Here is a 25,577-nt window from a genome sequence, read left to right on the forward strand (position 1 = left end):
GGTGCCTCGGCGCCTGGGGACGAACGGCGCTCCCCCGCGGCGAACGAGTCCGCGCCCGATTCCCAGGGGTGCCATGGGTCTTCCTGCCAAGCTGCTGCTCGGGTTCCTCGTCCTGTCCCTGGCGCCGATCGCGGTCATGACGGGCCTGTCCCTCAAACATCTGGTTACCATCCAGGCCACGGCGGTGGACGAGACCCGCGCGCTCCTGATCTCGGCCCAGATCAACCGGATGACCGAGCGGCTCGCCCAGGAGTCCACCCGGCTGGCCAGCGTGTTCCAGCGACTGCGCGACGAGATCCACGTGGTACAGCGGTTCGCCGAGGCGTTCCGAGCCGACCCGGAGGCGTTCCCCTACCGCAACGGCAGCCGGTACCGGATCGCCCCGGACGGCAGCTACGGCAACCCCGACGACGACGGAAACTCCGTGCTGTTCGTGCCCCGGTACCGTCCGGACCTGACGCGCCTCGCCCGGGCCACCGAGGTGTTCGACGTGGTGGCGCGGCCCCTGGTGGAACGGGAGGAACGGATCGTTCTGGCCTGGATCATCCTGAAGGAGGGGCTGACCCGGGCCTATCCCTGGCGGGACTTCGGGGACATGCCCCGGGAGAAGGACTACACGACCTGGCCGTTCTACTACCTGGCCGACCCTTCCCACAACCCGGCCCGGGAGGAGGTGTTCACCGACCTGTACCTGGACCCCCTGAGCGGCGAGTGGATGATCTCGTGCCTGGCGCCGGTCTACGTGGGGGGAGACCACGTGGCCACGGTGGGCATGGATGTGACCGTGGACAACCTGCTCCGGGACATCGCGGCCATCCGGTTGTCTCCGGACTCCAGTTCGGCCCTCCTCTCCGGCAACCGCATCCTGGCCGCGTCCGAGAACTTTCCGTTGGCCGCACTGGGCCTGGATCCGTCCCGTCCGGCCCACGGCCAGGATCTGGGAGAGGCCGGGGAGCCCGAGGTGGCCGCCCTGTTCGCCTCTCTGCCGGGCACGGGCGAGGGGGTGCGGTTCCTGAAAGGCGGAGGGCGGTGGTTCGTGGGGGCTGCAACGGTGGCCCCGCCGGGGTGGCGCATCGCGATCCTGGTGCCCGAGGACGACGTGGTGGGCCCGGCCTACGAGAGCGCCGGCCGGATCCTGAGCGAGACCGACCGGATCCGGTCGAACTTCATCCACATCCTGGTGTTCTCCACCCTCGGGGTGCTGGGGCTGACCTGGCTCGTGGCCGTTCACCAGTCCCGGGGGCTCCGCACCCTGCTCCGGGGCATTCGCCGGATCGGGGAGGGCGACCTCAAATACCGTCTCCCCGAGGGCCCGGGGGACGCGGGTCGGCTGGCCAGCGCCTTGAACTCCATGGCCGAGGGCCTCCAGCAGAAGAAACGGGAGCTGGAGCGGGTGTACGCCGAGGTGGAGCAGGAACGCAAGCTCTCGGCCGTGGGACGGCTGGCCGCGGGGGTGGCCCACGAGGTGAACACCCCGCTGGCCACCATCGCCACCTACGCCCAGCTGCTCCGGCGTCGGCCCGATCTGCCCCCCGAGGTCCAGGACGACCTGAACGTGGTGCTGGGCGAGGTGCGGCGGATCCAGGACAAGGTGGGTGGGTTGCTGGACCTCGCGCGGCTGGAGGGCCCCTGTCGTGTGTCCGCGGACCTCAACCGGCTGGTCCAGGACGTGGTGGGGCTGGCCCGCCACGAGGCCGAGGCCCGGGGGTGCTTGCTGCGGACCCAGCTCGACCCGGCCCTGCCCGCCGTCCGGGTGGACCGCTCCGGCATGAAGCAGGTGCTGTGGAACCTGATCGGGAACGCCCTGGACGCCCAGGGAGCGGGGGGGGCCGTTTGGGTGCGCACCCGAGGGCCGAACGGCCAGGGGCCGCACCGGGTGGTTCTCGAGGTGGAGGACGAGGGGCCCGGCATCCCCGAGCACCTGCTGCCGAAGGTGTTCGAGCCGTTCTTCACCACCAAGGAGGTGGGCCAGGGAACCGGCCTCGGGTTGCCGGTATCGTTTCGGATCGTGAGGAGCCACGGTGGCCGAATGGAGGTGGAGAACCGTCGGCCCCGGGGCTGCGTGTTCCGGGTGGAGATTCCGGTGGAGGAGGACCCATGAGCCCGGGGGAGGCGGCGCGGATCCTTCTGGTGGACGACGACGAGAGGTTGCTCCAGGCCCTGGAGAAGGCGCTGGTGTCCATGGGGTACGAGGTGTGCGCCGAGACCCGGCCGGCCCGGGCCGTGGAGAAGGCGGCGGAGTGGGGGCCGGACGTGGCAGTGGTGGACCTCAGAATGCCCGGCATGGGGGGGCTGGAACTGGGCAAGACCCTGTTGGAGCGCATGCCGGGCCTCCCCGTCGTGGTGCTCACGGGGTACGGCACGATCCGGGGGGCGGTGGAGGCCCTGCGAAAGGGCATGTTCGATTACTTGACCAAGCCCTTCGACCTGGACGAGGTGGACCTGACCCTGCGTCGGGCGGTGGAGCAGGGGCGGCTCCGCCGGCAGAACCGGGGGCTCTCCGAGGCCCTGGCCCGGGCCGGGCCGTGGGGCGGGCTGGTGGGCCGCAGCCGCGCGATGGAGGAGGTGAGGCGCGCGGTGGAGATCGCCGCCTCCACCGACTCCACGGTGCTGGTGACCGGGGAGACCGGCACGGGCAAGGAGTTGGTGGCCCGGGCGCTGCACCGAAGGGGCAGCCGGCGTGACGAGCCGTTCGTGACCGTGGACTGCGCAGGGGTCCATGGTCCGCTTCTGGAGAGCGAGCTGTTCGGCCACACCCGCGGAGCCTTCACCGGGGCTCTTCGGGATCGGCCGGGGTACTTCGAGGTCGCCGCCCGGGGCACCGTGTTCCTCGACGAGATCGGCGAGCTGGAGCTGCCTCTGCAGAAGAAGCTTCTGCGGGTGCTGGAGGCCCGGACCTTCTCCCGGGTGGGGGAGACCCGGGAGCGCCTCAGCCGGGCCCGGGTGGTGGCGGCCACGAACCGGGACCTGGAGGCCGAGGTGGATGCCGGCCGGTTCCGCTCCGATCTGTACTACCGCCTCCGGGTGATCCAGATCCGGATTCCGCCGCTTCGGGAGCGGCCGGAGGACGTGGCTCCCCTGGTGGAGCACCATCTGCCCCGCTTGGCTCGCCGTCTGGGCCGGCGAACCCAGGGGATCACGCCCCAGGCCCTGGCTACGCTCGAGGGATACGCTTGGCCCGGAAACGTCCGTGAGCTCGTGAACCTGCTGGAGCACGCCCTGGTGTTCCACGACCCCCCGGTGCTGGATCTCGGGCATCTGCCGCCGGGCCTCCACCAAGGGAGCGAGGCCCCGGAGGCATCCCCACTCACCTACACCGAGGTGAAGTCCCAGGCCGTGGAGGAGGCCACCCGCCGGTACCTGGTGGGGCTCCTGCAACGGTACCGAGGGAACGTCTCCCGGGTGGCGAAGCACGCCGGCCTGAACCGGCGCCACGTCCACCGCCTCCTCAACTCCCTGGGGCTGGACCTGTCCGCCTACCGCCGGTCGGGATAGGGCCGGCCTCCTGCCCCGCCTCGCCGGGACACGCGCGTCCCGGTGGGGCTCCCCTTACCCCCCCGAGTTGAGACATGCATGTCCCGCCGAACGGGGCCGGTGGGACACGGATGCCCGTGTTCCGGGTACAGGCAAACCTTCGTTTGTCGTCCGATTTGTTCTGTGTTCTGTATAACCCCCTTAAATAAATTGGATATTGTGTCGCTTGCTCGTTTTTGTCGGGATGGGAGCATGAGTGGGCATGCATGTTGAAAAGGCGTTTGCCTCGTGTGGCTCCCCCGCGAGAAAGGAGGATGACGAATGGCGAGACGGACTCTGGCGGTACTCGTGCTGGCGTTGCTGTGGGCAACCGCCAGCCAGGCGATCCTGGTGGACCCCTACGACAACATCCTGGCGCCGGACGGCTACTACGGTCTCCTCTATCTCAACTACTACCAGGCGGACGAGTTCACCGGCCCCGACGGCGACAAGGCGGCGGACATCGACCTGACCGCCACGGTCGCGGTCGTTCGGCCGTTGGCCTACTTCCACGTGGGGCCGGTACCGGCTGCGTTCCAGGTGATCGTGCCGTTCGGGAAGGTGGAGGAGACCGATCTGTTCGACGAGGACTCGTCCGGCCTGGGAGACGTCATCTTCGGCCCGGGGATCTTCCTGTACACCAACCAGAACACGAACACCTACGTGTCCTACTGGTTCTACGTGTTCACCCCCACCGGCGAGTGGGACAAGGATCAGACCATCAATCTGGGCCAGAACCACTGGTATTTCGAGCACCAGCTCGCGTTCAACCAGATCCTCGGCAAGTGGGTGTTCGACATGAACCTGAACTACTACCACCACCTTGAGGAGCCCGACAACGACTGGAAGGCCCCCCCGCGGTTCGAGCTGGAGCTGAGCCTGGCGTACCAGGCAACCGACCGGCTGGTCCTCGGGCTCAACGGCGGCGGGTACTGGGACCTGGACAACGCGGAGATGGACGGCACCGAGGTGGACGACACCAAGGCGAAGCGGATCCAGTTCGGCCCCACCCTCGGGTACCAGATCACCGACCGGTTCGGGGCGAACCTGCGTTGGACCCGGGACCTGTCGGCCGCCAACGACGTGAAGGGCGACGACGTGTGGCTGCGGTTCTCCTACGCGTTCTGAAGGAAAGGAGCAGAGACCCATGAAGGTTCGAATCCCGATGGTGCTGGCCGTGTCGGTGCTCTGCGCCGGGATCGCAGGGGCCGGTTCGTTTTCCCCGGACTCGCTGGTCTGGAAGAAGTGCACCGGCTGCCACGAGCCCGTCGGCGGGGTGATCCCCAGGGTGGAGGAGGTGCGCACCACCCCGGAGGAGTGGGCCGTGGTGGTCGAGCGAATGGCCCGGCTGCACGGCATGTCGCTCTCGGCGGGTGAGATGGAGCAACTGCTCAAGGAGCTGTGCGCCACCCAGATGCTCCGGCCCGACGAGGAGGAAGCGGTCGCCTACCTGCGGCTGTTCAACAACACCCAGCACCAGGAGGCGCCCCGTGACAAGGACGAGGAGCGGCTGTTCGCCACCTGCGTGCGGTGCCACAGCTTCGGAAAGATCGCCTCGTACCGCATGACCCCCAAGAACTGGGCGAAGCTGCGGGACTTCCACCTCTACATGGACCCGGCGATCCTGTTCCAGATGCGCGAGATGCACTGGATCCAGGAGGCGGACGCCGTGCTGGCCTACCTGGCGAAGCGGTTCCCGTACCAAGAGGCGTGGAAGGCCCCGAAGGCGGACCTGTCCGGCGAGTGGGTGGTGTTGGGGTACGAGCCCGGCAAGGGCACGTACCGGGGCACGGCCCGATGGAAGGATGCGGGCGGGGGCGAGGCCTCGGTGACCGGCACCCTGTGGTTTTCCGATGGCACCACCGAGGCGTTTCGGGGCGCGGGCACGGTGTACGGGGGCTACGCCCTGCGCACCCGCACCCGGCACAACGGGTTCGAGACCCGCGGCGCGTTCACCCTCGACGGGGACGTGATCCGGGGGCAGCACCACTTCCCCGCCCCGGACTTCCGCACCTCGGCGAGCACGTGGTACCGCAACGACGGCAAGGCCCGGGTGCTGCGGGTCACCCCCGGGTACCTGCTTCCCGGCGAGGAGACCCGGGTGGTGCTGGAGGGGATGAACCTGCCCGAGGTGTCGGCCGAGGAGGTGTCGTTCGGCGGCTCCGTGGAGGTGCTGGCGGCCCGCAGGCTGGACCCGGGTGTGATCGAGGCGGTCGTGGTGAGCCGTCAGCCGGCCCTGGGCTCGGCCGAGGTGAGGGTGAAGGGCCTGCCGGCCGGTGAGGTGACCCTGGCGCCCCGGGTGGACTACATCGTGGTCACCCCGGCGGTGGGTCGGGCCCGGCTGGACGGCGGGGCCTACTACCCCCCCGAAGGGGTCCAGTTCGAGGCCGTGGCCTATTCCAACGGCCGAGACGTGTGGGACGGGGCCGACGACGTGGCCCTGGGGCCGGTGCCGGCCCGGTTCCGCCTGGAGGAGGAGGTGACCCGGCCCGGCGACGACGACCTGCCCTGGCTGGGCGCCATCGAGCCCGACGGCACCTACATTCCGGTGGGCGACTACCGGCCGATCGCGGCCCGGGAGTACTCGGGCGAAGGGTCCGGCTGGGTGAAGGTTGTGGCCGAGTACGATCGGGGCGGTCGCACCTACCGGGCAGAGGCCCGCCTGGCGGTCACCGTGCCCGACTACATCCGGAGGATCAAGTGAGCGCCACCTACGCCTGGGCGGACCATCGCCTGTTCCGTTGGGACGGCGAACCCGTGCTCTACGGGGTGGAGGACGTGAGCCTGTTCCACCTGGACCGGGAGGCGGACGAGGTCCTGGCCCGGTGGCGGCCGGCCGAGCCCCTGGTGCTGGAGCAAACCCCGCCCCAGGACCGCCCGGTGCTGGAAGCGTTTCGCCGGGCCCGGCTCCTGGTGCCGGCCAGGGCCCGGGTTCGGAGCCCCAGGCCCCGGCCTCCGGCGGCTCCCCCCCTTTCCACCCTGGTGCTGGAGGTGGCCCAGGACTGCAACCTCGCCTGCCGGTACTGCTACGCAGACGGCGGCACCTACCACGGCGCCCCCCGGCTCCTCTCGCCTGCCGTGGCCCGGCGGGCCGCCCGGTACCTGGTGGACCGGTCCGGGCCCCACGGGGAGGTGACCCTGGTCCTGTTCGGTGGGGAGCCCCTCTTGAACCTCCCCGCTGTGCGGGCAGCGGTGGACGAGGCCGAGGCGGCCGCCCGGGCCGCGGGCAAACGGGTCCGGTTCAGCCTGACCACCAACGGCACCCTGGTCACCGAGGAGGTCTGCGAGTTCCTCCACCGGCACCGGGTGAGCGTGTCCGTGAGCCTGGACGGGCCGCCCGAGGTCCACGACGCCAACCGCCCCACCCGGGGGGGCTCGGGGTCGTACCGGGCCGCCCGGCAGGGGTTGGCCCTCCTCCTTCGGTCCCCCCAGGCGCCGGTGGCGGCCCGGGTCACCCTGCCGCCGGCCCAGTGGGACCGCATCCCCGAGGTGTTCGACCACCTGATCGGGCTCGGGGCCCACGAGGTGGGCATCGCGCCCGCAAGCCCGGTCACCCGGGATCTGCTCCCCACGGCCGAGCAGGAGGAGGCCCTGTTCGCGGGGTTCTCTGGGTTGGCGAGCCGGTTTCTGGCGGCGGCGGGGAAGGGGGAGGTCCTTCCCTTCTCGAACCTGCTGGACCTCCTGGCCCGGATCCACCTGGGGGCCTCCCGTTCGGCGCCCTGCGGCGCCGGGCTCGGATACCTGGCCGTGGACACCGAGGGCCGCTTCTTTCTGTGCCATCGGCTGGTCGGAGAGGAGCCGTTCCGGGTGGGGGACCTGGACTCCGGTCCCCGGCCCGGGGCCATCCGGGGGTGCTTGGAGGCCTTGGCCGCGCCCCGGGAGGAGCCGTGCTCCCGGTGCTGGGCCCGGGCCCTGTGCCGGGGCGGCTGCCACTACGAGAACCATCTGCGGGAAACCGTGCTGGGGTTGCCCTTCGGGGGGACCTGCGGGTTCGTGCGCCGGTGGATCGAGCTGGGCATCCGGGTGTACGCCCGGTTGTGCGCCTCGGGTCACGAGGATCTGCTCGGCCGGATCGGGGCCCGGGCCCGCTGCTGAGATTACGCCCACACCGCCCTCCCGGGCGGTCCAGAAAAACCGGAAGGAGCGAGAGATGAGCGACAAAAAGGCGGTCTTGAAAGCCCTCAACGAGAAGGCCCGGGCCATCGAGACGTTGGCCGAGGGGGAGGAGGAGAGCGCGAGGGCGCTGCAGGAAGGCCCTCCCGGCATGCCCGCCGGCTGCACCACGGTGTTCGACACCGGATGGGAGACCAACCCCCGGCCCACATACCCCGTGGGCAACTGCCAGGCCTCGGCCCGGGACTTCCACGGGTGCGCCGGGGACTGCTGGTGGCCGGCCCAGGTGCCGGACGGCCTCACCAACTACCCCGACGTGGACAAGCAGTGCCCCAACGTGGCCCGGGACTGGCGGAAACTCCAATACGATTGACCGGAAGCGGCCAGACCATGCCCGGGGTTCTCACCGGTTCGGACTGCGGAAAGGAGCAGCCATGAGAAGAACTTCCTTGATCGGAGTCGTCACGGCCCTCGCTGTGGGCCTGGTTTCGTTCCAGGCCTCGGCGAAGGATCTCTTCTACTACATCGGCTACGGGGTGATCCAGGTGATCGACGGCGACACCGACGAGATCGTGGCCGACATCCCGGCCGAGGGGTGGCTGCGGGAGTCCGCGCTGTCGCCGGACAAACGCTACCTGTACGTCACCGCCAAACGCCGCCTGATCCACAAGGTGGACCTGAAGGCGAACAAGGTGGTCCAGACCCTCGACATGAGCGGCGGGGGGTGGGACCGGTTCATCTACGGGTTCGACGTGGCCCCGGACGGCAAGACCGCCTACGCGTCCATCCGGGCCCGCACGACCGAAGGAGGAGAGGTGGTCGTGAAGCCGCCCCAGCTCTCCCAACTCGACCTGGCCACGGGCAAGGTGCTGCGGACCCTGGAGCTGCCCTGGGACGCCGCCACCCTGACCACGGTGCGCGACGGCCGCATGGTCTACGTGATCGGGAAGGACCTCTACAAGATCGACGTCTCCGGAGATCAGATGCGCCTGGTGGAGACGTACCCCATGTACGAGAAGCAGATGAACTTCCTGCCCTTCTGGAACTACGCCTGGGAGAACGGTGGGGTGTTCATGGCCAACTACTACACCCCCGAGCTCATGGGGCTCCTGGCGATCGACAAGAAGACCGGAGAGATCCGGGACACGCCGCTCAACGGCATCCCGGTGTTCGCGTACTCGGTGATCTACTCCCCCGACAAGAAGAAGGCCTACGGCGTCATGGACGAGCTCAACGTGATCGACCTGGAGACGAAGACCTACGAGTCGATCACGGTGAACCACGAGGGCACCTGCTACGGGGTCAACGTGTCGAGCGACGGCTCCAAAGTCTACGTGGGCGGCGGCGGATCCACGGTGACGGTGTTCGACGCCCGGACCCTGCGGCCGCTCAAGGTGCTCCAGATGGCCACCGACGGCATGGACATCCGGCGGGTCACGTTCTGAGCCCCTCCCGAGCGCCGGCCCGGGGGGTTCCCGGCCGGCGCGCATCCTCGCTTCGGCGGTGGGGAGGAAGCATGGAGTACGGTTGGCGGCCCAAGGAGCCCGGCCCGATCCCCGAGGACCCCAGGGACCTGTGCCCGGAGGGGTGGAGGGCGGTCCTGCCGTCGGGAGAGATCACGGCGCTCTGCTTCGGCTCGGAGTTCTGCCAGGAGGCCCTTCCCACCCCCGAGGGGGCGCAGCGCTGGGTGGGGTGGGCCGGGGATCTGGGGTTGGAGCCGGTGCTCCTCACCCCCCCCGTGACCTCCCGGGGCCTGGCCCGGCTGGGGGCGCTCCTGGAGGGGCTCTCCGGTCGTTGCCCCGGTCTCCAGGTGGTTTGCAACGATTGGGGAACGCTCCGAGCCGTGGGCGAGAGGTTCCCGCGGTTTCGGGTGCGCGCGGGGCGGCTCCTGAACCGGGGGTTACGGGACCCCCGGCCGGGAGCCCAAACCGGGAGGGAGGCCGGGGACCGGGCCGGGCGCCTGCGCCGGCTGCTCGCCGGCCTGGGGGCCGAGGCCGTGGAGACGGACGTGGACCTGGCCGGTGGATTTCTGGGCGACGGGTCGGAGGGGCTGGAGCGAACGCTCCATCTCCCCTTCTCGTTCGTCGCCAGCGGCCGCAACTGCCTGGTCCGGTTGGCCGAGGGGGGCGAGGCCCCGGACGACTGGACCACGGGGCGCCCCTGCACGACCCCCTGCCGCCGGGGGCCGAAGCGGGTCGTGAGGCAGGACACCCCGGTTCCGCTGTGGCGGGCCGGGAACACCCTGTTCCGTGAGGCCCCCTTGGGGGAGGCGCTTCGCGACCTGGCTCGGGCCGACCGGGTGGTGCTACATGAGGAGCCCCTGCCGTGAGCGCGATTCTCGCCCCGGTCCGGCACCCCGAAGAGGTGGCCCCGCTGCGGGGGGCGGGGGCGACGGAGTTCTACTGCGGGCTCACGCCGTGGTTCTGGTCCCGGGCCGGTGGCGAATGGGTGAACCGACGGAACCCGGAGAGCGCCGGCCTGGAGGACGAGGATGCCCTGCATCGGGTGGTGGAGGAGGCCGGCGGGCTTCCGGTGTACGTGACCCTCAACGCCCCGTGGTACCCGGGAGACGCGGTCGACGGGCTCGCGGCGTTCGGGGCGTGGCTCCTCCAGGAACAGGGGGTGTCGGGGCTCATCGTGTCCGACATGGAGCTCCTCCTGGCCCTTGCGGATCTGGGCCTGGCCCATAGGCTCCACCTGTCCAGCGTGGCCGTGTGCACCAACCCGGAGGCCGTGGGGTTCTTCCGGGACCTGGGGCTCCGGAGGGTCATCCTTCCCCGGCATCTGGCGCTCGACGAGATCGGGGCGGCGCGGGTGCCGGGTGTGGAGCTCGAGGTCTTCCTTCTGAACGACGGCTGCGTGTTCGAGGAGGGGCTGTGCGCCACGACCCACCGGCTCGGCCCGTTTTGCCTGGGGGACGGCCCCGGGACGGAAGGGGTGGGAGCCGAGGCGGTGGACCGGTACGAGTTCTGGAAGTGGACCCGGAACAACTGCGGATGCCGCACGAACCGAGGGATCCCCCTGGGACCCTGCGGTCTGTGCGCCCTGCCGCGGTTTCTGGGGTGGGGCATCGAGAGCCTGAAGGTGGTGGGCCGGGAGGCGTCGCTGCCCCGGAAGAAGGGCTCGGTCCGTCTGGCCGCCCGGGGGATGGAGATCGCCCGGTCCGGCGGGGGGCCGGAGGAGATCCGGGAGGCCGTGATCGGGATGCGGGGGGCGGCCGGGCTGTGCGAGGGGGGGCGCCTGTGTTACTACCCCGAGGTGTGGCGGGGAGAACCCAGGAGGGCGGCGTGTTGAGGGACCTGCGCGAGTTCGCCCGCCACCTGCGGGGCAAGGGGCCTACGCTCTTCCTGCTCCTGGGCCTGGGGTTTGCCGGGGCCGGGGTGTCGCTCTCGAGCCCCCTTCTGGCGAAGGCCTTCGTGGACGCCGTGGCGACCCGGGGGGACTACTCCGTGGTGCCGTGGATCGCCGGTGGGCTGGTCGGCGTGGCCCTGCTGGACCTGGGCCTGGGCGTCGTGATCCGGCTGGTGCATACGCGGCTCTCGGCCGCGCTCCTCACGGAACTGCGGCAACGGCTCCTGGAGCACTGCCTGTGCGCCCGGCTGGACGAGCTGGAGGGGTACCGGCACGGGGACCTCCTCAGCCGGTTCGGCACGGATATCCCCCAGGTCCAAGGGCTCCTGGTGGACGGCGTGCTGGGGGGGCTGCGCAATCTCCTGACGCTCGGGGTGGCGGCGGTGATCCTGGTCCGGATGCACCCGGGCCTTGCCGCGTGGAGTTTCCTGGGGGTGGCCGCGGCGTTGACCGCCGCCGTCTGGTTCCGCAGACCGGTGGAGGCCCACGCCCGGCGAACCCGTCTCGCCATGGTGGATCTCTCCCATTTCCTGGCGGAACGCCTGGCCGCGCTCCGGCCGATTCGGATCCACGGGGCCGTCGGGGAGGAGCTGGGGCGGTTCCTCGGGGTGCAGCGGACCCTGGTTCGGCGGGTGGTGGCCTTTCAGGGGGTGGACGCCGCGGCCGGAGGGGTTCCCGGGCTTCTCCTGACGTGCAGCCTGGCGTGGATCTACTGGATGGGCGGAGGGCTCCTGGAGTCCGGGAGCCTGACCCTGGGCACGTTCGTGGCGTTCGTTCTGTACCAGGGACGCCTGTTCGGGCCGGCCCAGGGCCTGCTGGGACTGGTCCGAGGGCTCCAGGAGGCAAAGGTGAGCGTTTCGAGGGTTGCGGAGCTGCTCCGGCTGGCCCGGGAGCCCACGGCGCCTCCGACGCGCCGGCCCGAACCGGAGAGGCTCGTGCGCTTATCGCGCGTCTCGTTCTCCTACCCGGGAAGAGAGCGGCTCCTCGAGGGGGTCGATCTCGACCTGGGGCCCGGCGAACGGGTGGTACTGATCGGGGCGTCGGGCGCCGGGAAGTCGACCCTGGTGCAGCTCCTCTTCGGGCTTCGGTCTCCCGGGGTGGGCACCGTGCGCCTCGGGGGGGGGGATCCCAGGGCCATGCCCCCGCCCGAGCTGCGCCGGTGGATCGGGTACGCCGGCGCCGAGCCGTTTCTCCTCCACGCAACGGTGGAGGAGAACCTCTGCTACGCCCGGCCCGACGCCACGGAGGCCGAGATGCTGGAGGCGGCCCGGATCGCCTGCGCGCACGGCTTCATCCTTTCGCTTCCCCAGGGCTACCGGACCGTGGTCGGGGGGCGCGGGCTGACCCTGTCGGACGGCCAGCGCCAGCGCCTGGGGTTGGCCCGCCTCGTTCTCCAGGCGCCCCGGGTGTTCGTCCTGGACGAGGCCCTGAGCGGGCTCGATCCGGAAACCGAGCGGCGGGTGTGGGAAAACCTCACGGGGGCCTTCCCCGACCGGTCGTTCCTGGTGATCACCCACCGGCCGGAGCGGCTTTCCGGTGTGGGGAGAGTCCTTCGGCTGGAGCACGCACGCCTTGTCCCGGCATCCATCCCGGACGAACCGAACCTGCGTACCCACTCCCCTTGAGACACGGAGGAAGCCCCATGTCGCGGATTCTTCGCATCGACCTTTCCCAGAAGCGGTTTTCGTTTGAGGACCTGCCCGATGCCTGGCAGGGGCTGGGGGGGCGCGGGCTCACCTCGGCCGTGGTGGCGGAGGAGGTGCCGCCCGACGCCGATCCCCTGGGGCCCGAGAACCGGCTGGTGCTGGCGCCGGGCCTGCTGGCCGGGACGGCGGCGCCCAACAACGGGCGCCTGTCGGTGGGGGCCAAGAGCCCGCTCACCGGAACCATCAAGGAGTCCAACGCCGGCGGGTCGTTCGCCCAGAAGCTCGCCCGTCTCGGCGTGGCCGCGGTTGTGCTCGAGGGGAGCGCCCCGGACCCGGTGACGGTGACGATCCGGGCCGCGGGGGTGGAGCTCGAGCCCGCCGGCGATCTGTGGGGGAAGGGCGCGTACGAAGCTGCCGACGCGCTGGGCGCCCGCTGCCCGGGCTGCGGCATCGCCCTGGTGGGGCCTGCCGGGGAGAGGGGGTGCAAGGCGGCGGCGGTATGCGTGACCACGCCCGACGGGTTCCTGCGCACGGCCGCCCGGGGCGGGTTGGGGGCGGTCATGGGCTCCAAGGGGGTCAAGGCCGTGGTGGTGGACGACGCGGGCGGGCCGGGCGCCTCGGTGGCCGATCCGGACCGGTTCCGGGCGGCCGCAAAGACCCTGTCGGAGGGCATCGCGGCCCACCCCCTCGTGGGCGGGTTCCAGGCCCTGGGCACCTCGATGCTGGTGGGGCTGATCAACGAGCTGGGGGGGCTGCCCACCCGCAACTACTCGGCGGGCCGGTTCGAGGGCGCCCCCCGGATCGCCGGGGAGGCCTTGGCCGAGATCATGGCGGCCCGGCCCAACGCGAGCTCCCGGCACCGGTGCATGGCCGGGTGCCTGATCCACTGCTCCCAGGTGTACACGGCCGAGGGCGGCGAGGTGATCACCTCGGGGTTCGAGTACGAGACCCTTGGGATGGTGGGGAGCAACTGCGCCATCGACGACCCGGACGCCATCGCCCGGATCGACCGGCTGTGCGACGCCCTGGGGCTCGACACCATGGAGGTCGGGGCCGCGGCCGCGGTGGCCATGGAGGCTGGCGCCCTTCCCTGGGGGGACGGGGCGGCCCTGTTGGAGGCCCTCGCCTCGGTGCCCACCGGCGGAAGGCTGGGGCTCCTGCTCGCCGACGGCTCCGTGGCCACGGGCCGGGAGCTCGGCGTGGCCCGGGTGCCCGCGGTCAAGGGCCAGGCCATGGCCGCCTACGACCCCCGGTGTCTCAAGGGAACCGGTGTGACCTACGCCACGAGCCCCATGGGAGCGGACCACACCGCGGGCAACGTGCTGCCGAGCCCGGCCAACCCAGACTACGACCCGGCCAAGCCGGAGGGGCAGTACCAGGTCTCCGAGTTCGTGCAGTGCTACTTCGCGGCCGTGGACACCCTGGGCCTGTGCCTGTTCGCCTCGCTCCCCGTGGTGGAGAGCGAGGAGCTCCAGGCCGCCCTGGCCGAGGCCGTGGCCGCCAAGCTGGGCCACGAGATCCCCGGTGGCTCCCTGATCGGGCTCGGCCGGCGGGTGTGCCTGACCGAGAAGGGGTTCAACCGGCGAGCCGGGTTCGGGCCGAGGCACGACCGGCTGCCCGGCTTCTTCGCCCGGGAGCCGCTGCCGCCCCACGGCCACGTGTGGGACGTGCCGGACGCGGACCTGGACCGGGTGTTTGCGGAGTGAGCCCGGCGGTGCCGGTTCGGCTGCGGGTGGGGGTGGTGGACACCGGCGTGAACCCCTGGCACTCCCACGTGCGGGGGGCCGTGGCCGGGTGCCGGGTGTTCCTGGACCCGCGGGGACGGATCCGGGAGGACGGGGAGTTCTTCGACCCGGTGGGCCACGGCACCGCGGTGGCCGGCGTGCTGCGCCAGGAGCTCCCCGGGGCCGAGATCTACGCCGTGCGCGTGTTCGGGGCCGGGCTCACCACCTACCCCTCCCTGGTGGCCCGGGGGATGCTCCGGGCGGCGGCCGAGGGCTGCGCGGTGATCAACCTGAGCCTGGCCGTGCCCCCGGGCCCTGGGTCCGCCCTGATCGCGGAGGCGTGCGGCCTGGTGCGCCGGGCCGGATGCCGGGTGGTGGCCGCGGGGGACGCCGGCGGTCGGGTCGTTCTGCCCGCCGCCCTGCCCGGGGTGCTGGGGGTGGTGGCGGACGATGCGCTGGCCGACGGCGAGGTGGGGGTTGGGGGCGGGCCCTACCCGTTTCGGGCCCCCGGCCGGCCCCGGGACCTGGCCGGGCTCCCCCGGGGGGCCAACCTGCTGGGGGGATCGTTCGCCTGCGCCCGGGTCGCGGCCCGGGCGGCCCGGGACCCGGCATGGGCCGAAAAGGCCCTTGACCGGACCGGCCGATCTGAGTATAAAGACCGCCTCACGGGCGATTAGCTCAGCGGGAGAGCACTGGCCTCACATGCCAGGGGTCGCAGGTTCAATCCCTGCATCGCCCACCATGCCTTGGCAAGGGACTCGGAAGCGTTTCCGGGTCCCTTTTCTTTTGAAGGCGGTCATCGGTCATCAGTCGTCGGTCGTCGGTGTGGGGCGTCACCAGGCCAGCTACTACCAAGTTGCGTTCAAAGCCATCAGACCCCTGAACCGGCGGGGCCTGGTGGAGCGCCGGGCGTGGCTCCTACGGTCGCTGCACCCGGCACTCAGCCGATGTTTGCCTCGCAACAATCCCGAAAATGCCTTGCCAAAGTTCGTTCTTCCAGCGCCAAGGAGCATAGGGCTGAGTGCCGGGTGCGGCGTAAGTCGGATGCTGCACTCACGCACGGCCGGAACCAGGCCCCTTTGCCCCGGCCCCCCGGATGGATCTTGGTTTGAACGCAACTTGGTATAACGCCGCGCGGGGCGGCGTTGTTCCTCCTCACCCCCTGCCGCGCACCAGCCGCCGGCCGAACCGCAGGCTCTTGGGCAGCCACTGCTCAAGGACCTCGCGCCGTTCCTCTGCGGTGAGAAGCCCCCCGCCGGGCCGCTGCCGGACCCTCTGGGTCACGCTGTACAGGCTCACGGCCACGGCCACCGACACGTTGAAGCTCTGCACGAACCCGTACATGGGGATCGTGTAGGCCCCGTCGCACCAGGCCCGGGCCGCCGGGCTGACCCCATCCCTCTCGTTTCCGAACACCAGGGCCACCGGCGCGTCCACCGGGATCTCCTCGAGGGCCACGGCTCCCGGGTCGAGCATGGCCGCGAAGAGCCGGAACCCCCGGGCCTTCAGGTCCCGGCCGCACTCCTCGAACCGATCGTGGCGGTGGATCGAGAGCCACTTGTGCGCTCCCAGGGTGATGCGCCGGCTGGGTACGGTGTTCTCCCGGGTGTCCACCACGTGGAGGTGCTGCACGCCCAGGCCCTCACAGGTGCGCATCACGGCGCTCAGGTTGTGGGGGTGGTGGAGGTTCTCGATCACCACCCGCACGGCGCCAAGTCGGTGGTTGAGGGCTCGCTCCATCTTGGCCCACCGCTCGGGCCGCAGGGCCTGCCGGATGATGTCCAAGGGGTCGTCTGCCACGTCTTCGTCTCCGTGGTTCGGTTCGGACGGGCGGCCGAGAATAGCAGACCGACGTGGGCCGTGCACCCAGGACATCCGTCCCTGGCCGAGCCCCCGAGCTTGTGTTAGTTATGAAATATCCCATGCTCCCTGCCTCGGCGTTTGCCCAGGGTCCACAGGTTGTTCGACCGGCGACCAACGACCGAAGTTGTTCGGAAGGTGTGCCATGGGGCCCGAAAAAGATCTGATCTGTCCCCCGGCCTGCGAGATCGTGCGGGAGGACCGCGCGGAGATCCAGGAGGAGTACGCCCGGAGGCTCAAGAAGGTGGGCCCCGACTACGGGGCCCGTCCGCTGGAGGAGCTCCGGCAGACCACGGGCCAGGCGGTGGCCTCCTATCTGGCGGTCCTGTGCGCCGGGGACTGGGGCCCGATGGAGAGCTTCGTGCGGGAGATCGCGGAGCGCCGGTTCGCGCTTCGGTTCCCCATGTCGGAGGTGCAGCGGGCCTTTGCCCTGTTCCGGGAGTTGTGTCACTCGCGGCTCACCGATCGCCTGGAGGGGGCAGAGCTCAATCGGGCTCTGGACCGGCTGGACCGGGTGGTGGACGAGGCGATTCACCGGTTCAGCGACACCTACCAGGAACTCCATCTCGACGAGATTCGGCGGAAAACGGAGGAGCTCGCAGAGGCCCACCGCCAGCTCCAGGCCCAGTACCGGGAGGTGGCCGAGGCGGCCCGGATCAAGAGCCAGTTCTTCGCCAACATGAGCCACGAGCTCCGCAGCCCCCTCAACTCGGTGATCGGGTACACTGAGCTCCTCCTGGACGGCATCGACGGCCCCCTGACCCGGGAGCAGCGGCAGGATCTGCAGAAGATCCTCGCCGGCGCCCGGTATCTCCTCAAGCTCATCAACAACATCCTCGATATGACCCGGATCGAGGCCGGCCGCATGGAGACCGACATCCAGCCGTTCGACCTGGGCCGAGTCCTCCAGGAGGCCTCCGACACGGTGGCGCCCCTGGCCTATCGGAAGAACCTGAAGATCCTCGTGGACGTGCCCCCCGATCTGGGCATGGTGCGGTCCGACCCGGGCAAGGTGAAACAGGTGGCGATCAACCTGCTGGCCAACGCCGTCAAGTTCACCGAGAAGGGCCGGGTGGTGTGCCGGGCCCGGCGGGAGGACGGCGGGGTGCGGGTCGAGGTGGAGGACACCGGCTCGGGCATCGCCCCGGAGGAGCAGGAGCGGATCTTCACCAAGTTCTACCAGGTGAACGCGGCCCACGGCCGCGAGCACCGGGGCACCGGCCTGGGGCTGCCCCTGAGCCGGATGTTGGTGGAGCTCCTGGGCGGCCGGATGGGGTTGGAGAGCGAGGTGGGGCGGGGCAGCCGGTTCTGGTTCTGGATCCCCGACGCCGGGGCGGACGGCGAGACGGCCGCCCGGCGTCGCCGCCCGCTGGTGCTGGTGGTGGAGGACGATCCCGCGGCCCAGGAGCTGCTGAAGAGGTTCCTGGAGACCGGGGAGTACGACGTGATCACCGCCTCGGACGGGGCCGAGGGAATGGACCTGGCGAGGCTCCGCCGGCCCGACGTGATCACCCTGGACCTGCTCATGCCCCGGGTGGACGGGTGGCAGCTGCTGCGCCGCCTCAAGGCCGACCCCGACACCCGGCCGATCCCCGTGGTGGTGGTGACCTGCGTGGATCGCCAGGATCAGGCGGTGCGGGACGGCGCGGCCGCCCACCTGGCCAAGCCCGTGGACCGGGCCGAGCTGCTCCGGGCCGTGGGCCGGGCGCTGGAGCCCCAAAGGGGGTAGCCATGGGAACTCGGCGGTTCGGTCCGGGGGAGATCGCGGCCGTGCGCGGGGCGGTTCCGCTGGCCCAGGAGCTGACCGGTCAGCACTACGGGCTGCCCGACGACTGGTTCCGGCGCACCAGCCACGAGATCTGCACGGGCAGGGACCTGCGGCCGTTCGAGGTGCTGGGCCCGGGGGTGCTGGCCCACATTCGCAGGGTCCATCGCGTGGAGGGCGCTCCCTGGAGGCCCTGCCGGAGGCTGTGCCCCCACTACCGGATCTGCCTCCAGGACCACAACCTCCTGGCCCGGCTTCACGAGGAGCGTTGGATCCGCCTGGCGGACCTCCTCGTGACCGTGCTCATCCACGAGTACGTTCACCTCGTGCGGTTCTGCCGGTACGAGTGCCCCTACCGGCCCCTTCGTGAGGACGCGTCGCGGCACGAGGAGGACGAGGTGAACCGGGTCACGCGCAGGATCCTCCGAGCCGGCCCGGCCTCCCTCCGGGAGGCCGGCGAGCGGCTGCTGCCGGGGGGGTAGTGTTCCGTTTCGCAAAAACGTATACGGATTACCTCGGTGGGGCTGGGGGCTCCGACGAAGCGCGACGGCCGAGCAGCCGGGCCGCCCGGCGCCAGGGGAGCGGCCGCGGCGCGTGCCCTCACGCGCCGCAGCGGACCGCGCCGAGGCGGCCCCTGCGAGGCCGTTCAGCGAAGGAGGGGCCCCCAGCCCCACCCCCTGGGAAAACCACGAGAATTCGGAAACCCTACAGTAGGGGCAAGAGGGTGAAGGGGCCTACCAGGGCTGGATCTCGGCGTGGATCCGCCGGAACTCCTCGTGGATGTCCCGGAAGATGCGCAGAAGCTCGGGGTCGAAGTGCTGCCGGGGGCGGGTGCGGTGGTCCCCCACCGTGAACACCTCCAGGGCCTGCTCGTGGGAGAGGGCGGGCTTGTAGGGCCGGGGCGAGCGAAGGGCGTCGTACACGTCCACGATCTTCACCAGCCGGGCCTCCCGGGGGATCGCCTCGCCCCGGAGCCCGCGGGGGTAGCCCGAGCCGTCCCAGTTCTCGTGGTGGGCCCCGGCGATCCGGCGGGCCATGGCGAGCCGGGGCGAGCTTCCGATGATCTTCTCGCCCTGGAGGGTGTGCTCCTGCATCAGGGCGAGCTCCGCCGGCGTGAGCGGGCCGGGTTTGCGCAGCAGCTCCCGGGGCGTGTGGATCTTGCCCACGTCGTGGAGCTGGGACGAGTAGGCCAGCACCCGGGCCTCGCCCTCGGGGTAGCCGGCGGCCCGGGCCAGGACCTCGCAGTACCGGCTCACCCGGACGATGTGGTCGCCGGTGACCTCGTCGTTGACCTCGCTGGCCCTCGCCAGGGCCCCGATCAGGTACACGAACGCTTCCTCCACCTGGGCCACCCGGGAGCCCAGGGTCCACACGGTGCCCAGGGTCACGGCCAGGGCGGCCAGCACCTGGGCCTCGTACCGGGTGGCCCGGTCGGGATAGTTGAAGGCGATGATGGCCCCCGGCCGGTCGCCGGCCACCCGGTAGCTCACGTAGTTGCGGATCGGCTCGCCCACCGCCCGACGCACCTCGGGGTGGAACCGGGCCTGATACGCCTCCAGATCCGCCCCCTCGTCCCGGTAGTTCGACACGGTCACGTCCCCCGCGTCCACCGAGAACGCGTGGGTCTCGTCGGCCGTGAGGCGGATCGGGGGCCCCACCGGACGAAAGCCCTGGGGGCTCGCCCGGTAGAGGATCCCCTCGAACCCGGCCTGCCGGGCGTGCACCAGGAACACGTGGGAGGGCGATCGGGTCCGCCCCTGGGGCTCGCCGAGGGTCATCTCGTCGAGGGCCCTCAGCACCAGCGAGTCCAGGTCCGGCAGTCGGGGGCACTCGCAGCACAGGTCCTCCAGGGCCTGGTCCGTGATCCGGAGCACGTCCAGGGTCTGCCGGAACGCCTGGTGGCACAAGTCCCTTCCCCGCCGGGGGGGCAGGTGCACGAGACGGGCGCGGTGGGGCATGGGCGAGGTCCTCCCAGGGGCTAGGGTTGCTCCGCGGGCCTTGACCCGAGGGCGGCGCCAACCCATCCTAGCCTTCTTCCCCGGGAGTGCAACCGATGCGGATCCTGCTCCACACCTGCTGCGGCCCCTGCGCCATCGTGCCCCTCCGGCGGTTGCGCGCCGAGGGGACCGAGGTCATGGGGGTGTACACGAACCCCAACATCCAGCCCTACACCGAGTGGGCCCGGCGCCGGGAGGCGTTGGAGACCCTGGCGGCGGCCGAGGAGCTTCGGCTCCTACCCCCCGGGGACTACGATGTCGTGGCGTGGCTCAGGCAGGTGGTGTTCCGGGAGGCCGAGCGCTGCCGCATCTGCTACCACCTGCGGCTCCGGCACACGGCACATCTCGCGAAGCGCGGGCGGTTCGACGGGTTTTCGACCACGCTCCTCTACAGCAAGTTCCAGAAGCACGACCTGATCGCCGAGGTGGCCGGGGCCGTCGCGAGCGAAACCGGGGTGCGGTTCGTGTACCGGGACTGGCGCGAGGGTTGGTCCGAGGGGGTGGAGGCGTCGAAGGCCATGGGGCTGTACCGCCAGTCCTACTGCGGGTGCGTGTACAGCGAGCAGGACCGCTACCGGCCCCGCCGTCGAGGAGGAGAGCCATGACCGACCTGGCGAAGCTGCTCATCGGGCTGGGGGCGCTGTTGATCCTGGCGGGCGCGCTGCTCCTGGTCGTCGGCAAGGTGCCCTGGCTGGGGCGCCTTCCCGGCGACATCGTGGTGGAGCGGCCCGGGTTCCGGTTCTACTTTCCGCTGGGTACCTCGATCCTCCTGTCGGTGGTCCTGAGCCTGGTGCTGTGGCTTCTGGGCCGCCGGTGAGGGCCTTGACACCTTCGGCGGGATGGTTATTCAAGAAATCGCCGAGGGGGGGCGAGGAAGACCATCCCAGGAACGAGGAGGTGCAGCCATGCGTGGGACGAGCCTGATTCCGAGGGAAGAGGTGTTCGAACCCATCCGCGCGCTCACCCGGGAGGTGGACCGCATGTTCCACGACGTCCTGGGAGACTGGACGGAGCGGATGCCTGCCCGGTTCCGGTTCGACTGGGGTGAGTGGCAGTTCTCGCCCCGGATCGACGTGATGGACCGGGGCAACGCCTACGAGCTTCGGGCCGAGGTGCCCGGGTTCCGGCGCGAGGACCTCCAGGTGGACGTCACCGAGAACGCGGTCACCCTGAAGGGCGAGCGCAAGGAGGAGCAGCTGCAGGAGGGCGAGAGCTTCCTGTACCGCGAGACCCGGGCCGGCACGTTCGAGCGGGTCATCCGTCTGCCGGAGGAGATCCGGGTGGACGGGGTGACCGCCAAGCTCAAGGACGGCGTGCTGACCATGACCCTGCCGAAGGTGCACGAGGAGCAGCGGCGCAAGGTGGAGGTGATCACCGAGTAAGCCGGCCGCGGTGCTCGCGGGAAAAGGGGACCTTCGCAGGTCCCCCGTCGCCCCGGATGGGTGGGGCGACCCGAGGGTGAATACGAAAAAACGGGGTTCCCGAAGCGGGAACCCCGTTTTTGGTCGATGGGGTCGGCCGTTACACGGCGCGGACGTTCGCGGCCTGGGGGCCCTTGGGGCCCTGGGCCACGTCGAACTCGACCTCCTGGCCCTCGGTCAGGGTCTTGAACCCCTGGCCCTGGATGGCGCTGAAATGCACGAACACATCCGGGCCGCCGCCGGCCTGGGAGATGAATCCGTACCCCTTCTGGTCGTTGAACCACTTCACGGTTCCCTTTGCCATGGTGCTACTCCTTCGTTTGGTATGGGCGTTCGGCCCAGGGTAATGCACATGCGACGGGTCGAAGCGCCCGGGCAGGAACCGTTCCGGTCCGGGATCGAGCTGGATCCATCGATGTGACACGGTGCGTGTGCGCGGTCGGGACGAAAAAGCGGGAGCGGCCACCTCGTTGGCCGCTCCCGCTTCCGAAAGTCCGCCACTCGGTAAAGCTCGCCGCCGTCGCGACGTGGTGCCACCCTACCCCCCGCCGAACGGGGTGTCAAGGGAAAAACTCAGTTTCGGTCTCCGGTCGTCGGTCTCCGGTCTGCGGTCTTCGGTCGTCGGTCTGCGGTCTCCGGTCGGGCCCTCGGTCCGCGCGGGCGCTCCACCAGACCCCCACCCCGTATTCCTCAAGGGAAAGGGAGGACGGGCCCGGCAACACTTTCGTTGGAATTAGTATCACACCACCGAGAGGAGGAACGTCAGGGTCGGCAGGCTCAGCAGGGTGGACAGGAACACCGTGGTGGTGGCCAGGGTCGGCTCCACCTCGTACTCCATGGCGATGATCGACACCAGCACCGCCGCGGGCATGCCCGCCTGCAGGATGCCGGCCGCCTGCTCCACCGCGCCCAGGCCGAAGGGGGCGGCCAGCGCCGCGGCCAGGGCCGGGGCGGCCAGCAGCCGGAAGGCCGACGAGATCCAGGCGTCGGCCGAGGGCTTCAGGTTCCGGGCGCCGGCCAGCTGCATGCCCAGGGCGAACAGCATCGTGGGGATCATGGCGTCGGCCAGCAGGGCGGTGGTGCGGGCGAGCCACAGGGGCGGGATCAGCCCCCCGGCCGACACGGCCAGGGCGGGGGGCACGGCCCACAGGGCCGGGGTCTTGAGCACCGAGGCGAGGGCCGTCATGCCCCCGCCCTTGGCCCAGCCGGCCGCGGCCACGCACACCACGAACGCCGCGGTCATGATGGCGATGAAGTAGATCGTGGCCGGGGCCAGGGCCTCCTCGCCCAGGCGGAACCGGATCAGGGCCAGGCCGAAGTTCCCCACGTTCCCGAACACGGCCACCATCACGTACACGGCGGTGACTTCCCGGCTGCGCCGGAGGACCCGGGCCAGGGCGAACCCGCAGGCGGCGAACGCCAGGTGGGCCACCACGATGTACCCGGTCATCCGCACCACCGCGGCCAGCTCCACCCGGGAGGTGCTGATCACGTGGAACGCGAACGCCGGCACGAACACGTAGTAGGCCGTTCTCGCCAACGTCCGGCCGTCCAGGCCGAGCCTCGGCCCCACGGCGTAGCCCAGCCCCACGATGGCGAACACCGGCAGGACCACATCGAGGAATACGCCGAGGACGTGGGCGAGCACGACCCGGTACCCGTCACCCGCGGGAGCGGCGGCGTTCTTCGGGGAGCTCCTTCGAGATGGCCACGTAGTGGGTGGTGATGAGCCGCACCACCTCGTCCGGGTCGTCCGTGAGGTCGAACAGGTTCAGGTCCTCGGGCTCGATGCAGCCGAGGGCCGCCACGCGGCCCCGCATCCAGTCCACCAGGCCCTGCCAGTAGTCCTTGCCGAACAGGATCACCGGGAAACGACGGATCTTCCGGGTCTGGATCAGGGTGAGCGCCTCGAACAGCTCGTCGAAGGTGCCGTACCCGCCCGGGCAGATCACGAACGCCACCGAGTACTTCACGAACATGAGCTTGCGCACGAAGAAGTAGCGGAACGTGAGCCCCAGGTCCTGGTAGCCGTTGGGCTTCTGCTCGTGGGGCAGGTGGATGTTGAGCCCCACGGACAGGCCGTCGCCTTCATAGGCCCCCCGGTTCGCGGCCTCCATGATCCCGGGCCCCCCGCCCGTGATCACCGCGAACCCGGCGTCGGACAGCCTGCGGCAGAACGTCTGGGTCGCCTCGTAGTAGGGGGAGTCGGGCGGGATGCGCGACCCGCCGAACACGCTCACGGCCGGCCCCAGGTCGTTGAGGGTCTCGATCCCGTCGATCAGCTCCGCCTGGATCCGGAAGATGCGCCAGGTCTCCGAGGTGCGAAGGTCTTCCATGGCAGGGTCCTCTTTGTAACTTCGGTCGTTGGTCGTCGGTCGTCGGTCGGGGGCCTTCGGTCCGCTGGGCGGCTAGTGGCATGGAACTCAGGAAAACATATCCCTGCGAAGGAGGGGCCCCAGCCCCACCCCCTGGGAAAACAACGAGATCTAATCTCTAGCCCGCAGGGGCCTGGAGGGGCTTCTCTCTACCGATGGGGGTCAGAACGCGGAGAGCTCCACCCCCACCAGCCCCAGGGCGCGCACCACGCTGCCGAACTCGTCCCGGTTTCCGCCCGAGCCGCAGGCGGCGAACGAGAACAGGCGCCACCGGTCCGACAGGTTCCACTCGAAGTATCCCGTGGCCAGGCCGCTTCGGTCGTCCAGGTTCTGGGTCCATCGCACCAGCACCGTGAACCGGTCGGCGATCTCCGACTGGAGGTACTGGCCGAACAGGTAGTGGCGCCGCAGGAGCCGCAGGCGGGTGGGCACCCCGCCGGGGTCCGGCGTCAACAGGCCCTGGGCCACCAGCTCGGCCGCGCCGTGGGCCAGGTCGAAGAACCGGCGGGCGTCCCCGGCGCGGTAGCCCTCGCCGTTGAACACGTACTCCAGGCTCAGGGTAGGGCCGGCTTCCAGGGTGTACGATGCCCCCACGAGCGTGAACGGAAGGAGCGCGGGGTCGTCGCTGCGCACGTCGTCCAGGGCCAGGCCCAGGGGAGGGGGTCCGTCCGTGGGGTAGAGGGCCTTGGTCCCCTTCTGGACGCTGGCCTCGGCGTAGAGGAGCAGGGCGTCCGAGGCCGTCCACCGGCCGAAGGCCCGGAACGAGGTCTTGTCGTCCGGTCCCCCGTGCACCACCAGCCCGCCGTTGGCCTCGTAGCCGACGTACTCCACCTTGAGGGCGTGGGACGGGTGCCAGTCCCGCCCCTGCAGGTCGCCCTCGCCCCGGCCGGTATTGGTGATCCACGACACGGTCCACTCGTAGCTCGGCAGCCACACCACCCGCAGAAAGTCCATGCCCGAGATCTCCCTCACCGGGTTCTCGCGGCCGTTCTCGGCGAAGAACGGGTTCGAGGGGTTCACGAGCTGGCCGGGGCCCCACTGCAGGTTCTCGCGGCCGAACGACACGAACAGGGTGTCGTGGAACCTCCACCGCGCGGCTCCCTCCAGCAGCACGGTCTCCTCGTCCCGCTCGGTGTCGCCGGCCCGGGGCCCGTCCTGCCAGTGGTCCCGGGTGAGCCGGAGCCGGGGCTTGGCCGTGAGGAGCAGTCGGCCCACCTGGAGGGAGGCGTCGAACCGGACCTCCCCCTCCGAGGTCTGGCGGGGCAGGGAGAGGACCCGGTTGTCCGGGTCCAGGCTTCCGAGGGTGGGCACCTGGTAGCGGTGGGAGCCCAGCAGCCGCAGGGAAAGCGTGGTGCCGTCCCAAAGGGACCGCAGCCATCCGGGCTCCTCCCCGGCCTCCGGCTCCTCGGCGGCGGGCTCGCGGGCGATCATCAGCACCCACCCCTCCCGATCCCGGGCCTTGGCCGAGACCCACGCGTCGTCGGGCAGCTCGACCCCGCGGTCCAGGGGCTGGGCGTCGCCGAGGAGCAGGCCGTAGGCGTCCCGCCGGGTTCCCCGAAACCGCACCTCGAGCCCGTCGGCCGCGGTCAGCGTGACCCGAAACCCCGTCCGGTCGACCCCGGCCTCCACCCGCACCGCCCAGGGGTTGGCCCGGGCCAGGTCCAGCCGCAGGGGCCCCTCGGCCGGGGCGGTGGGTGCGGCCAGGGCCTCGATCACCCGCGTGGGCAGCCGCAGCTCCAGCTCCCCGGCCCGCGCCGCAGGGGCCGCGGACAGGGCCAGGACCGCCGCCGCAACCAGGGCGCGACCCAGCAC

Annotated in this window: 23 protein-coding genes and 1 tRNA gene; 18 read left to right on the top strand and 6 right to left on the bottom strand. The window is 70.8% G+C overall.

What is annotated here, in order from left to right; all coding sequences use genetic code 11:
* Nucleotides 1–73: 73 nt before the first annotated feature.
* From DEFCA_RS21015 to DEFCA_RS0116605, 13 genes are all read left to right on the top strand, one after another.
* Nucleotides 74–2,101 carry a HAMP domain-containing histidine kinase gene (locus tag DEFCA_RS21015; RefSeq protein WP_025324119.1) on the top strand — a complete coding sequence of 676 codons (2,028 nt, stop codon included), beginning with the start codon at nucleotides 74–76 and terminating at the stop codon, nucleotides 2,099–2,101.
* Entirely contained in the window at nucleotides 2,098–3,495 is a 1,398-nt protein-coding gene (locus DEFCA_RS0116550; RefSeq protein WP_025324120.1) for a sigma-54-dependent transcriptional regulator, read from the top strand. The genes DEFCA_RS21015 and DEFCA_RS0116550 overlap by 4 nt, the downstream gene beginning before the upstream one ends.
* Nucleotides 3,496–3,795: 300 nt before the next feature.
* The gene (locus tag DEFCA_RS0116555) at nucleotides 3,796–4,641 is read left to right on the top strand and encodes a SphA family protein (protein WP_025324121.1); all 846 of its coding nucleotides are present in this window, start codon (nucleotides 3,796–3,798) and stop codon (nucleotides 4,639–4,641) included.
* A 19-nt stretch (nucleotides 4,642–4,660) separates the two neighbouring features.
* The gene (peaA, locus tag DEFCA_RS0116560) at nucleotides 4,661–6,217 is read left to right on the top strand and encodes a quinohemoprotein amine dehydrogenase subunit alpha (RefSeq protein WP_025324122.1); all 1,557 of its coding nucleotides are present in this window, start codon (nucleotides 4,661–4,663) and stop codon (nucleotides 6,215–6,217) included.
* Complete coding sequence (locus DEFCA_RS0116565) at nucleotides 6,214–7,608, top strand: radical SAM/SPASM domain-containing protein (protein WP_025324123.1); 1,395 nt, start codon at nucleotides 6,214–6,216, stop codon at nucleotides 7,606–7,608. Before peaA ends, DEFCA_RS0116565 begins: the two co-directional genes overlap by 4 nt.
* Nucleotides 7,609–7,663: 55 nt before the next feature.
* On the top strand, nucleotides 7,664–7,999 hold the full coding sequence (gene qhpC / locus DEFCA_RS0116570) for a quinohemoprotein amine dehydrogenase subunit gamma (protein WP_029734271.1): 336 nt from the start codon (nucleotides 7,664–7,666) through the stop codon (nucleotides 7,997–7,999).
* Between the two features lie 61 nt (nucleotides 8,000–8,060).
* On the top strand, nucleotides 8,061–9,071 hold the full coding sequence (locus DEFCA_RS0116575; RefSeq protein WP_169709630.1) for a cytochrome D1 domain-containing protein: 1,011 nt from the start codon (nucleotides 8,061–8,063) through the stop codon (nucleotides 9,069–9,071).
* A 71-nt stretch (nucleotides 9,072–9,142) separates the two neighbouring features.
* Nucleotides 9,143–9,955 (top strand): hypothetical protein, encoded by an 813-nt coding sequence (locus DEFCA_RS21020; protein ID WP_051463279.1) that lies wholly within the window; start codon nucleotides 9,143–9,145, stop codon nucleotides 9,953–9,955.
* A complete protein-coding gene (locus DEFCA_RS24410) occupies nucleotides 9,952–10,920 on the top strand; it encodes a U32 family peptidase (RefSeq protein WP_025324125.1) in 969 nt (322 codons plus the stop codon). Before DEFCA_RS21020 ends, DEFCA_RS24410 begins: the two co-directional genes overlap by 4 nt.
* The gene (locus DEFCA_RS0116590; RefSeq protein ID WP_025324126.1) at nucleotides 10,914–12,602 is read left to right on the top strand and encodes an ABC transporter ATP-binding protein; all 1,689 of its coding nucleotides are present in this window, start codon (nucleotides 10,914–10,916) and stop codon (nucleotides 12,600–12,602) included. Before DEFCA_RS24410 ends, DEFCA_RS0116590 begins: the two co-directional genes overlap by 7 nt.
* Before the next feature lie 17 nt (nucleotides 12,603–12,619).
* Entirely contained in the window at nucleotides 12,620–14,329 is a 1,710-nt protein-coding gene (locus DEFCA_RS22475; protein ID WP_025324127.1) for an aldehyde ferredoxin oxidoreductase C-terminal domain-containing protein, read from the top strand.
* Entirely contained in the window at nucleotides 14,326–15,024 is a 699-nt protein-coding gene (locus DEFCA_RS24415) for a S8 family peptidase (protein WP_169709631.1), read from the top strand. Before DEFCA_RS22475 ends, DEFCA_RS24415 begins: the two co-directional genes overlap by 4 nt.
* A tRNA-Val gene (locus DEFCA_RS0116605) sits at nucleotides 15,015–15,089 on the top strand. The genes DEFCA_RS24415 and DEFCA_RS0116605 overlap by 10 nt, the downstream gene beginning before the upstream one ends.
* 413 nt (nucleotides 15,090–15,502) lie before the next feature.
* Here DEFCA_RS0116605 and DEFCA_RS0116610 read toward each other — a convergent pair.
* Entirely contained in the window at nucleotides 15,503–16,147 is a 645-nt protein-coding gene (locus DEFCA_RS0116610; RefSeq protein WP_025324129.1) for a TrmH family RNA methyltransferase, read from the bottom strand.
* A gap of 205 nt (nucleotides 16,148–16,352) precedes the next feature.
* On the opposite strand from DEFCA_RS0116610, the gene DEFCA_RS0116615 reads away from it, so the two are divergent.
* Both DEFCA_RS0116615 and DEFCA_RS0116620 read left to right on the top strand, forming a co-directional pair.
* Nucleotides 16,353–17,936 carry a hybrid sensor histidine kinase/response regulator gene (locus tag DEFCA_RS0116615; protein WP_025324130.1) on the top strand — a complete coding sequence of 528 codons (1,584 nt, stop codon included), beginning with the start codon at nucleotides 16,353–16,355 and terminating at the stop codon, nucleotides 17,934–17,936.
* A gap of 2 nt (nucleotides 17,937–17,938) precedes the next feature.
* Nucleotides 17,939–18,454 (top strand): hypothetical protein, encoded by a 516-nt coding sequence (locus DEFCA_RS0116620; protein ID WP_025324131.1) that lies wholly within the window; start codon nucleotides 17,939–17,941, stop codon nucleotides 18,452–18,454.
* A gap of 252 nt (nucleotides 18,455–18,706) precedes the next feature.
* Here the strand turns inward: DEFCA_RS0116620 and DEFCA_RS19815 are convergent, their stop codons facing one another.
* Nucleotides 18,707–19,930, bottom strand: coding sequence for an HD-GYP domain-containing protein (locus DEFCA_RS19815; protein WP_025324132.1), 1,224 nt, complete (start codon nucleotides 19,928–19,930; stop codon nucleotides 18,707–18,709).
* A 95-nt stretch (nucleotides 19,931–20,025) separates the two neighbouring features.
* Between DEFCA_RS19815 and DEFCA_RS0116630 the strand changes: the two genes are divergently transcribed.
* The 3 genes from DEFCA_RS0116630 to DEFCA_RS0116640 all read left to right on the top strand — a co-directional run bounded on the left by DEFCA_RS0116630 (nucleotide 20,026) and on the right by DEFCA_RS0116640 (nucleotide 21,351).
* The gene (locus DEFCA_RS0116630) at nucleotides 20,026–20,574 is read left to right on the top strand and encodes an epoxyqueuosine reductase QueH (protein WP_025324133.1); all 549 of its coding nucleotides are present in this window, start codon (nucleotides 20,026–20,028) and stop codon (nucleotides 20,572–20,574) included.
* The gene (locus DEFCA_RS0116635) at nucleotides 20,571–20,786 is read left to right on the top strand and encodes a DUF2905 domain-containing protein (RefSeq protein WP_025324134.1); all 216 of its coding nucleotides are present in this window, start codon (nucleotides 20,571–20,573) and stop codon (nucleotides 20,784–20,786) included. The genes DEFCA_RS0116630 and DEFCA_RS0116635 overlap by 4 nt, the downstream gene beginning before the upstream one ends.
* Nucleotides 20,787–20,874: 88 nt before the next feature.
* On the top strand, nucleotides 20,875–21,351 hold the full coding sequence (locus DEFCA_RS0116640) for an Hsp20/alpha crystallin family protein (protein ID WP_025324135.1): 477 nt from the start codon (nucleotides 20,875–20,877) through the stop codon (nucleotides 21,349–21,351).
* A 139-nt stretch (nucleotides 21,352–21,490) separates the two neighbouring features.
* On the opposite strand, the gene DEFCA_RS0116645 is transcribed toward DEFCA_RS0116640, so the two are convergent.
* From DEFCA_RS0116645 to DEFCA_RS0116660, 4 genes are all read right to left on the bottom strand, one after another.
* Nucleotides 21,491–21,694: a cold-shock protein gene (locus DEFCA_RS0116645; RefSeq protein WP_025324136.1), complete on the bottom strand. Its 204-nt coding sequence runs from the start codon at nucleotides 21,692–21,694 to the stop codon at nucleotides 21,491–21,493.
* Between the two features lie 435 nt (nucleotides 21,695–22,129).
* Nucleotides 22,130–23,038, bottom strand: coding sequence for an AEC family transporter (locus DEFCA_RS0116650; protein ID WP_025324137.1), 909 nt, complete (start codon nucleotides 23,036–23,038; stop codon nucleotides 22,130–22,132).
* A gap of 13 nt (nucleotides 23,039–23,051) precedes the next feature.
* Nucleotides 23,052–23,726: an LOG family protein gene (locus DEFCA_RS0116655; RefSeq protein ID WP_025324138.1), complete on the bottom strand. Its 675-nt coding sequence runs from the start codon at nucleotides 23,724–23,726 to the stop codon at nucleotides 23,052–23,054.
* A 201-nt stretch (nucleotides 23,727–23,927) separates the two neighbouring features.
* The gene (locus DEFCA_RS0116660; protein ID WP_025324139.1) at nucleotides 23,928–25,577 is read right to left on the bottom strand and encodes a hypothetical protein; all 1,650 of its coding nucleotides are present in this window, start codon (nucleotides 25,575–25,577) and stop codon (nucleotides 23,928–23,930) included.

It is taken from the genome of Deferrisoma camini S3R1 (genome assembly GCF_000526155.1).
In the GTDB taxonomy this organism is placed as follows: Bacteria; Desulfobacterota; Deferrisomatia; order Deferrisomatales; family Deferrisomataceae; genus Deferrisoma; species Deferrisoma camini.

Excerpts from the sequence above, each read along its gene's own strand:
- DEFCA_RS21015 (WP_025324119.1), top strand. The coding sequence starts at position 74 with ATGGGTCTTCCTGCCAAGCTGCTGCTCGGGTTCCTCGTCCTGTCCCTG.
- DEFCA_RS0116550 (WP_025324120.1), top strand. The coding sequence starts at position 2,098 with ATGAGCCCGGGGGAGGCGGCGCGGATCCTTCTGGTGGACGACGACGAG.
- DEFCA_RS0116555 (WP_025324121.1), top strand. The coding sequence starts at position 3,796 with ATGGCGAGACGGACTCTGGCGGTACTCGTGCTGGCGTTGCTGTGGGCA.
- peaA (WP_025324122.1), top strand. The coding sequence starts at position 4,661 with ATGAAGGTTCGAATCCCGATGGTGCTGGCCGTGTCGGTGCTCTGCGCC.
- qhpC (WP_029734271.1), top strand. The coding sequence starts at position 7,664 with ATGAGCGACAAAAAGGCGGTCTTGAAAGCCCTCAACGAGAAGGCCCGG.
- DEFCA_RS0116575 (WP_169709630.1), top strand. The coding sequence starts at position 8,061 with ATGAGAAGAACTTCCTTGATCGGAGTCGTCACGGCCCTCGCTGTGGGC.
- DEFCA_RS21020 (WP_051463279.1), top strand. The coding sequence starts at position 9,143 with ATGGAGTACGGTTGGCGGCCCAAGGAGCCCGGCCCGATCCCCGAGGAC.
- DEFCA_RS22475 (WP_025324127.1), top strand. The coding sequence starts at position 12,620 with ATGTCGCGGATTCTTCGCATCGACCTTTCCCAGAAGCGGTTTTCGTTT.
- DEFCA_RS0116615 (WP_025324130.1), top strand. The coding sequence starts at position 16,353 with ATGGGGCCCGAAAAAGATCTGATCTGTCCCCCGGCCTGCGAGATCGTG.
- DEFCA_RS0116620 (WP_025324131.1), top strand. The coding sequence starts at position 17,939 with ATGGGAACTCGGCGGTTCGGTCCGGGGGAGATCGCGGCCGTGCGCGGG.
- DEFCA_RS19815 (WP_025324132.1), bottom strand. The coding sequence starts at position 19,930 with ATGCCCCACCGCGCCCGTCTCGTGCACCTGCCCCCCCGGCGGGGAAGG.
- DEFCA_RS0116630 (WP_025324133.1), top strand. The coding sequence starts at position 20,026 with ATGCGGATCCTGCTCCACACCTGCTGCGGCCCCTGCGCCATCGTGCCC.
- DEFCA_RS0116635 (WP_025324134.1), top strand. The coding sequence starts at position 20,571 with ATGACCGACCTGGCGAAGCTGCTCATCGGGCTGGGGGCGCTGTTGATC.
- DEFCA_RS0116640 (WP_025324135.1), top strand. The coding sequence starts at position 20,875 with ATGCGTGGGACGAGCCTGATTCCGAGGGAAGAGGTGTTCGAACCCATC.
- DEFCA_RS0116645 (WP_025324136.1), bottom strand. The coding sequence starts at position 21,694 with ATGGCAAAGGGAACCGTGAAGTGGTTCAACGACCAGAAGGGGTACGGA.
- DEFCA_RS0116655 (WP_025324138.1), bottom strand. The coding sequence starts at position 23,726 with ATGGAAGACCTTCGCACCTCGGAGACCTGGCGCATCTTCCGGATCCAG.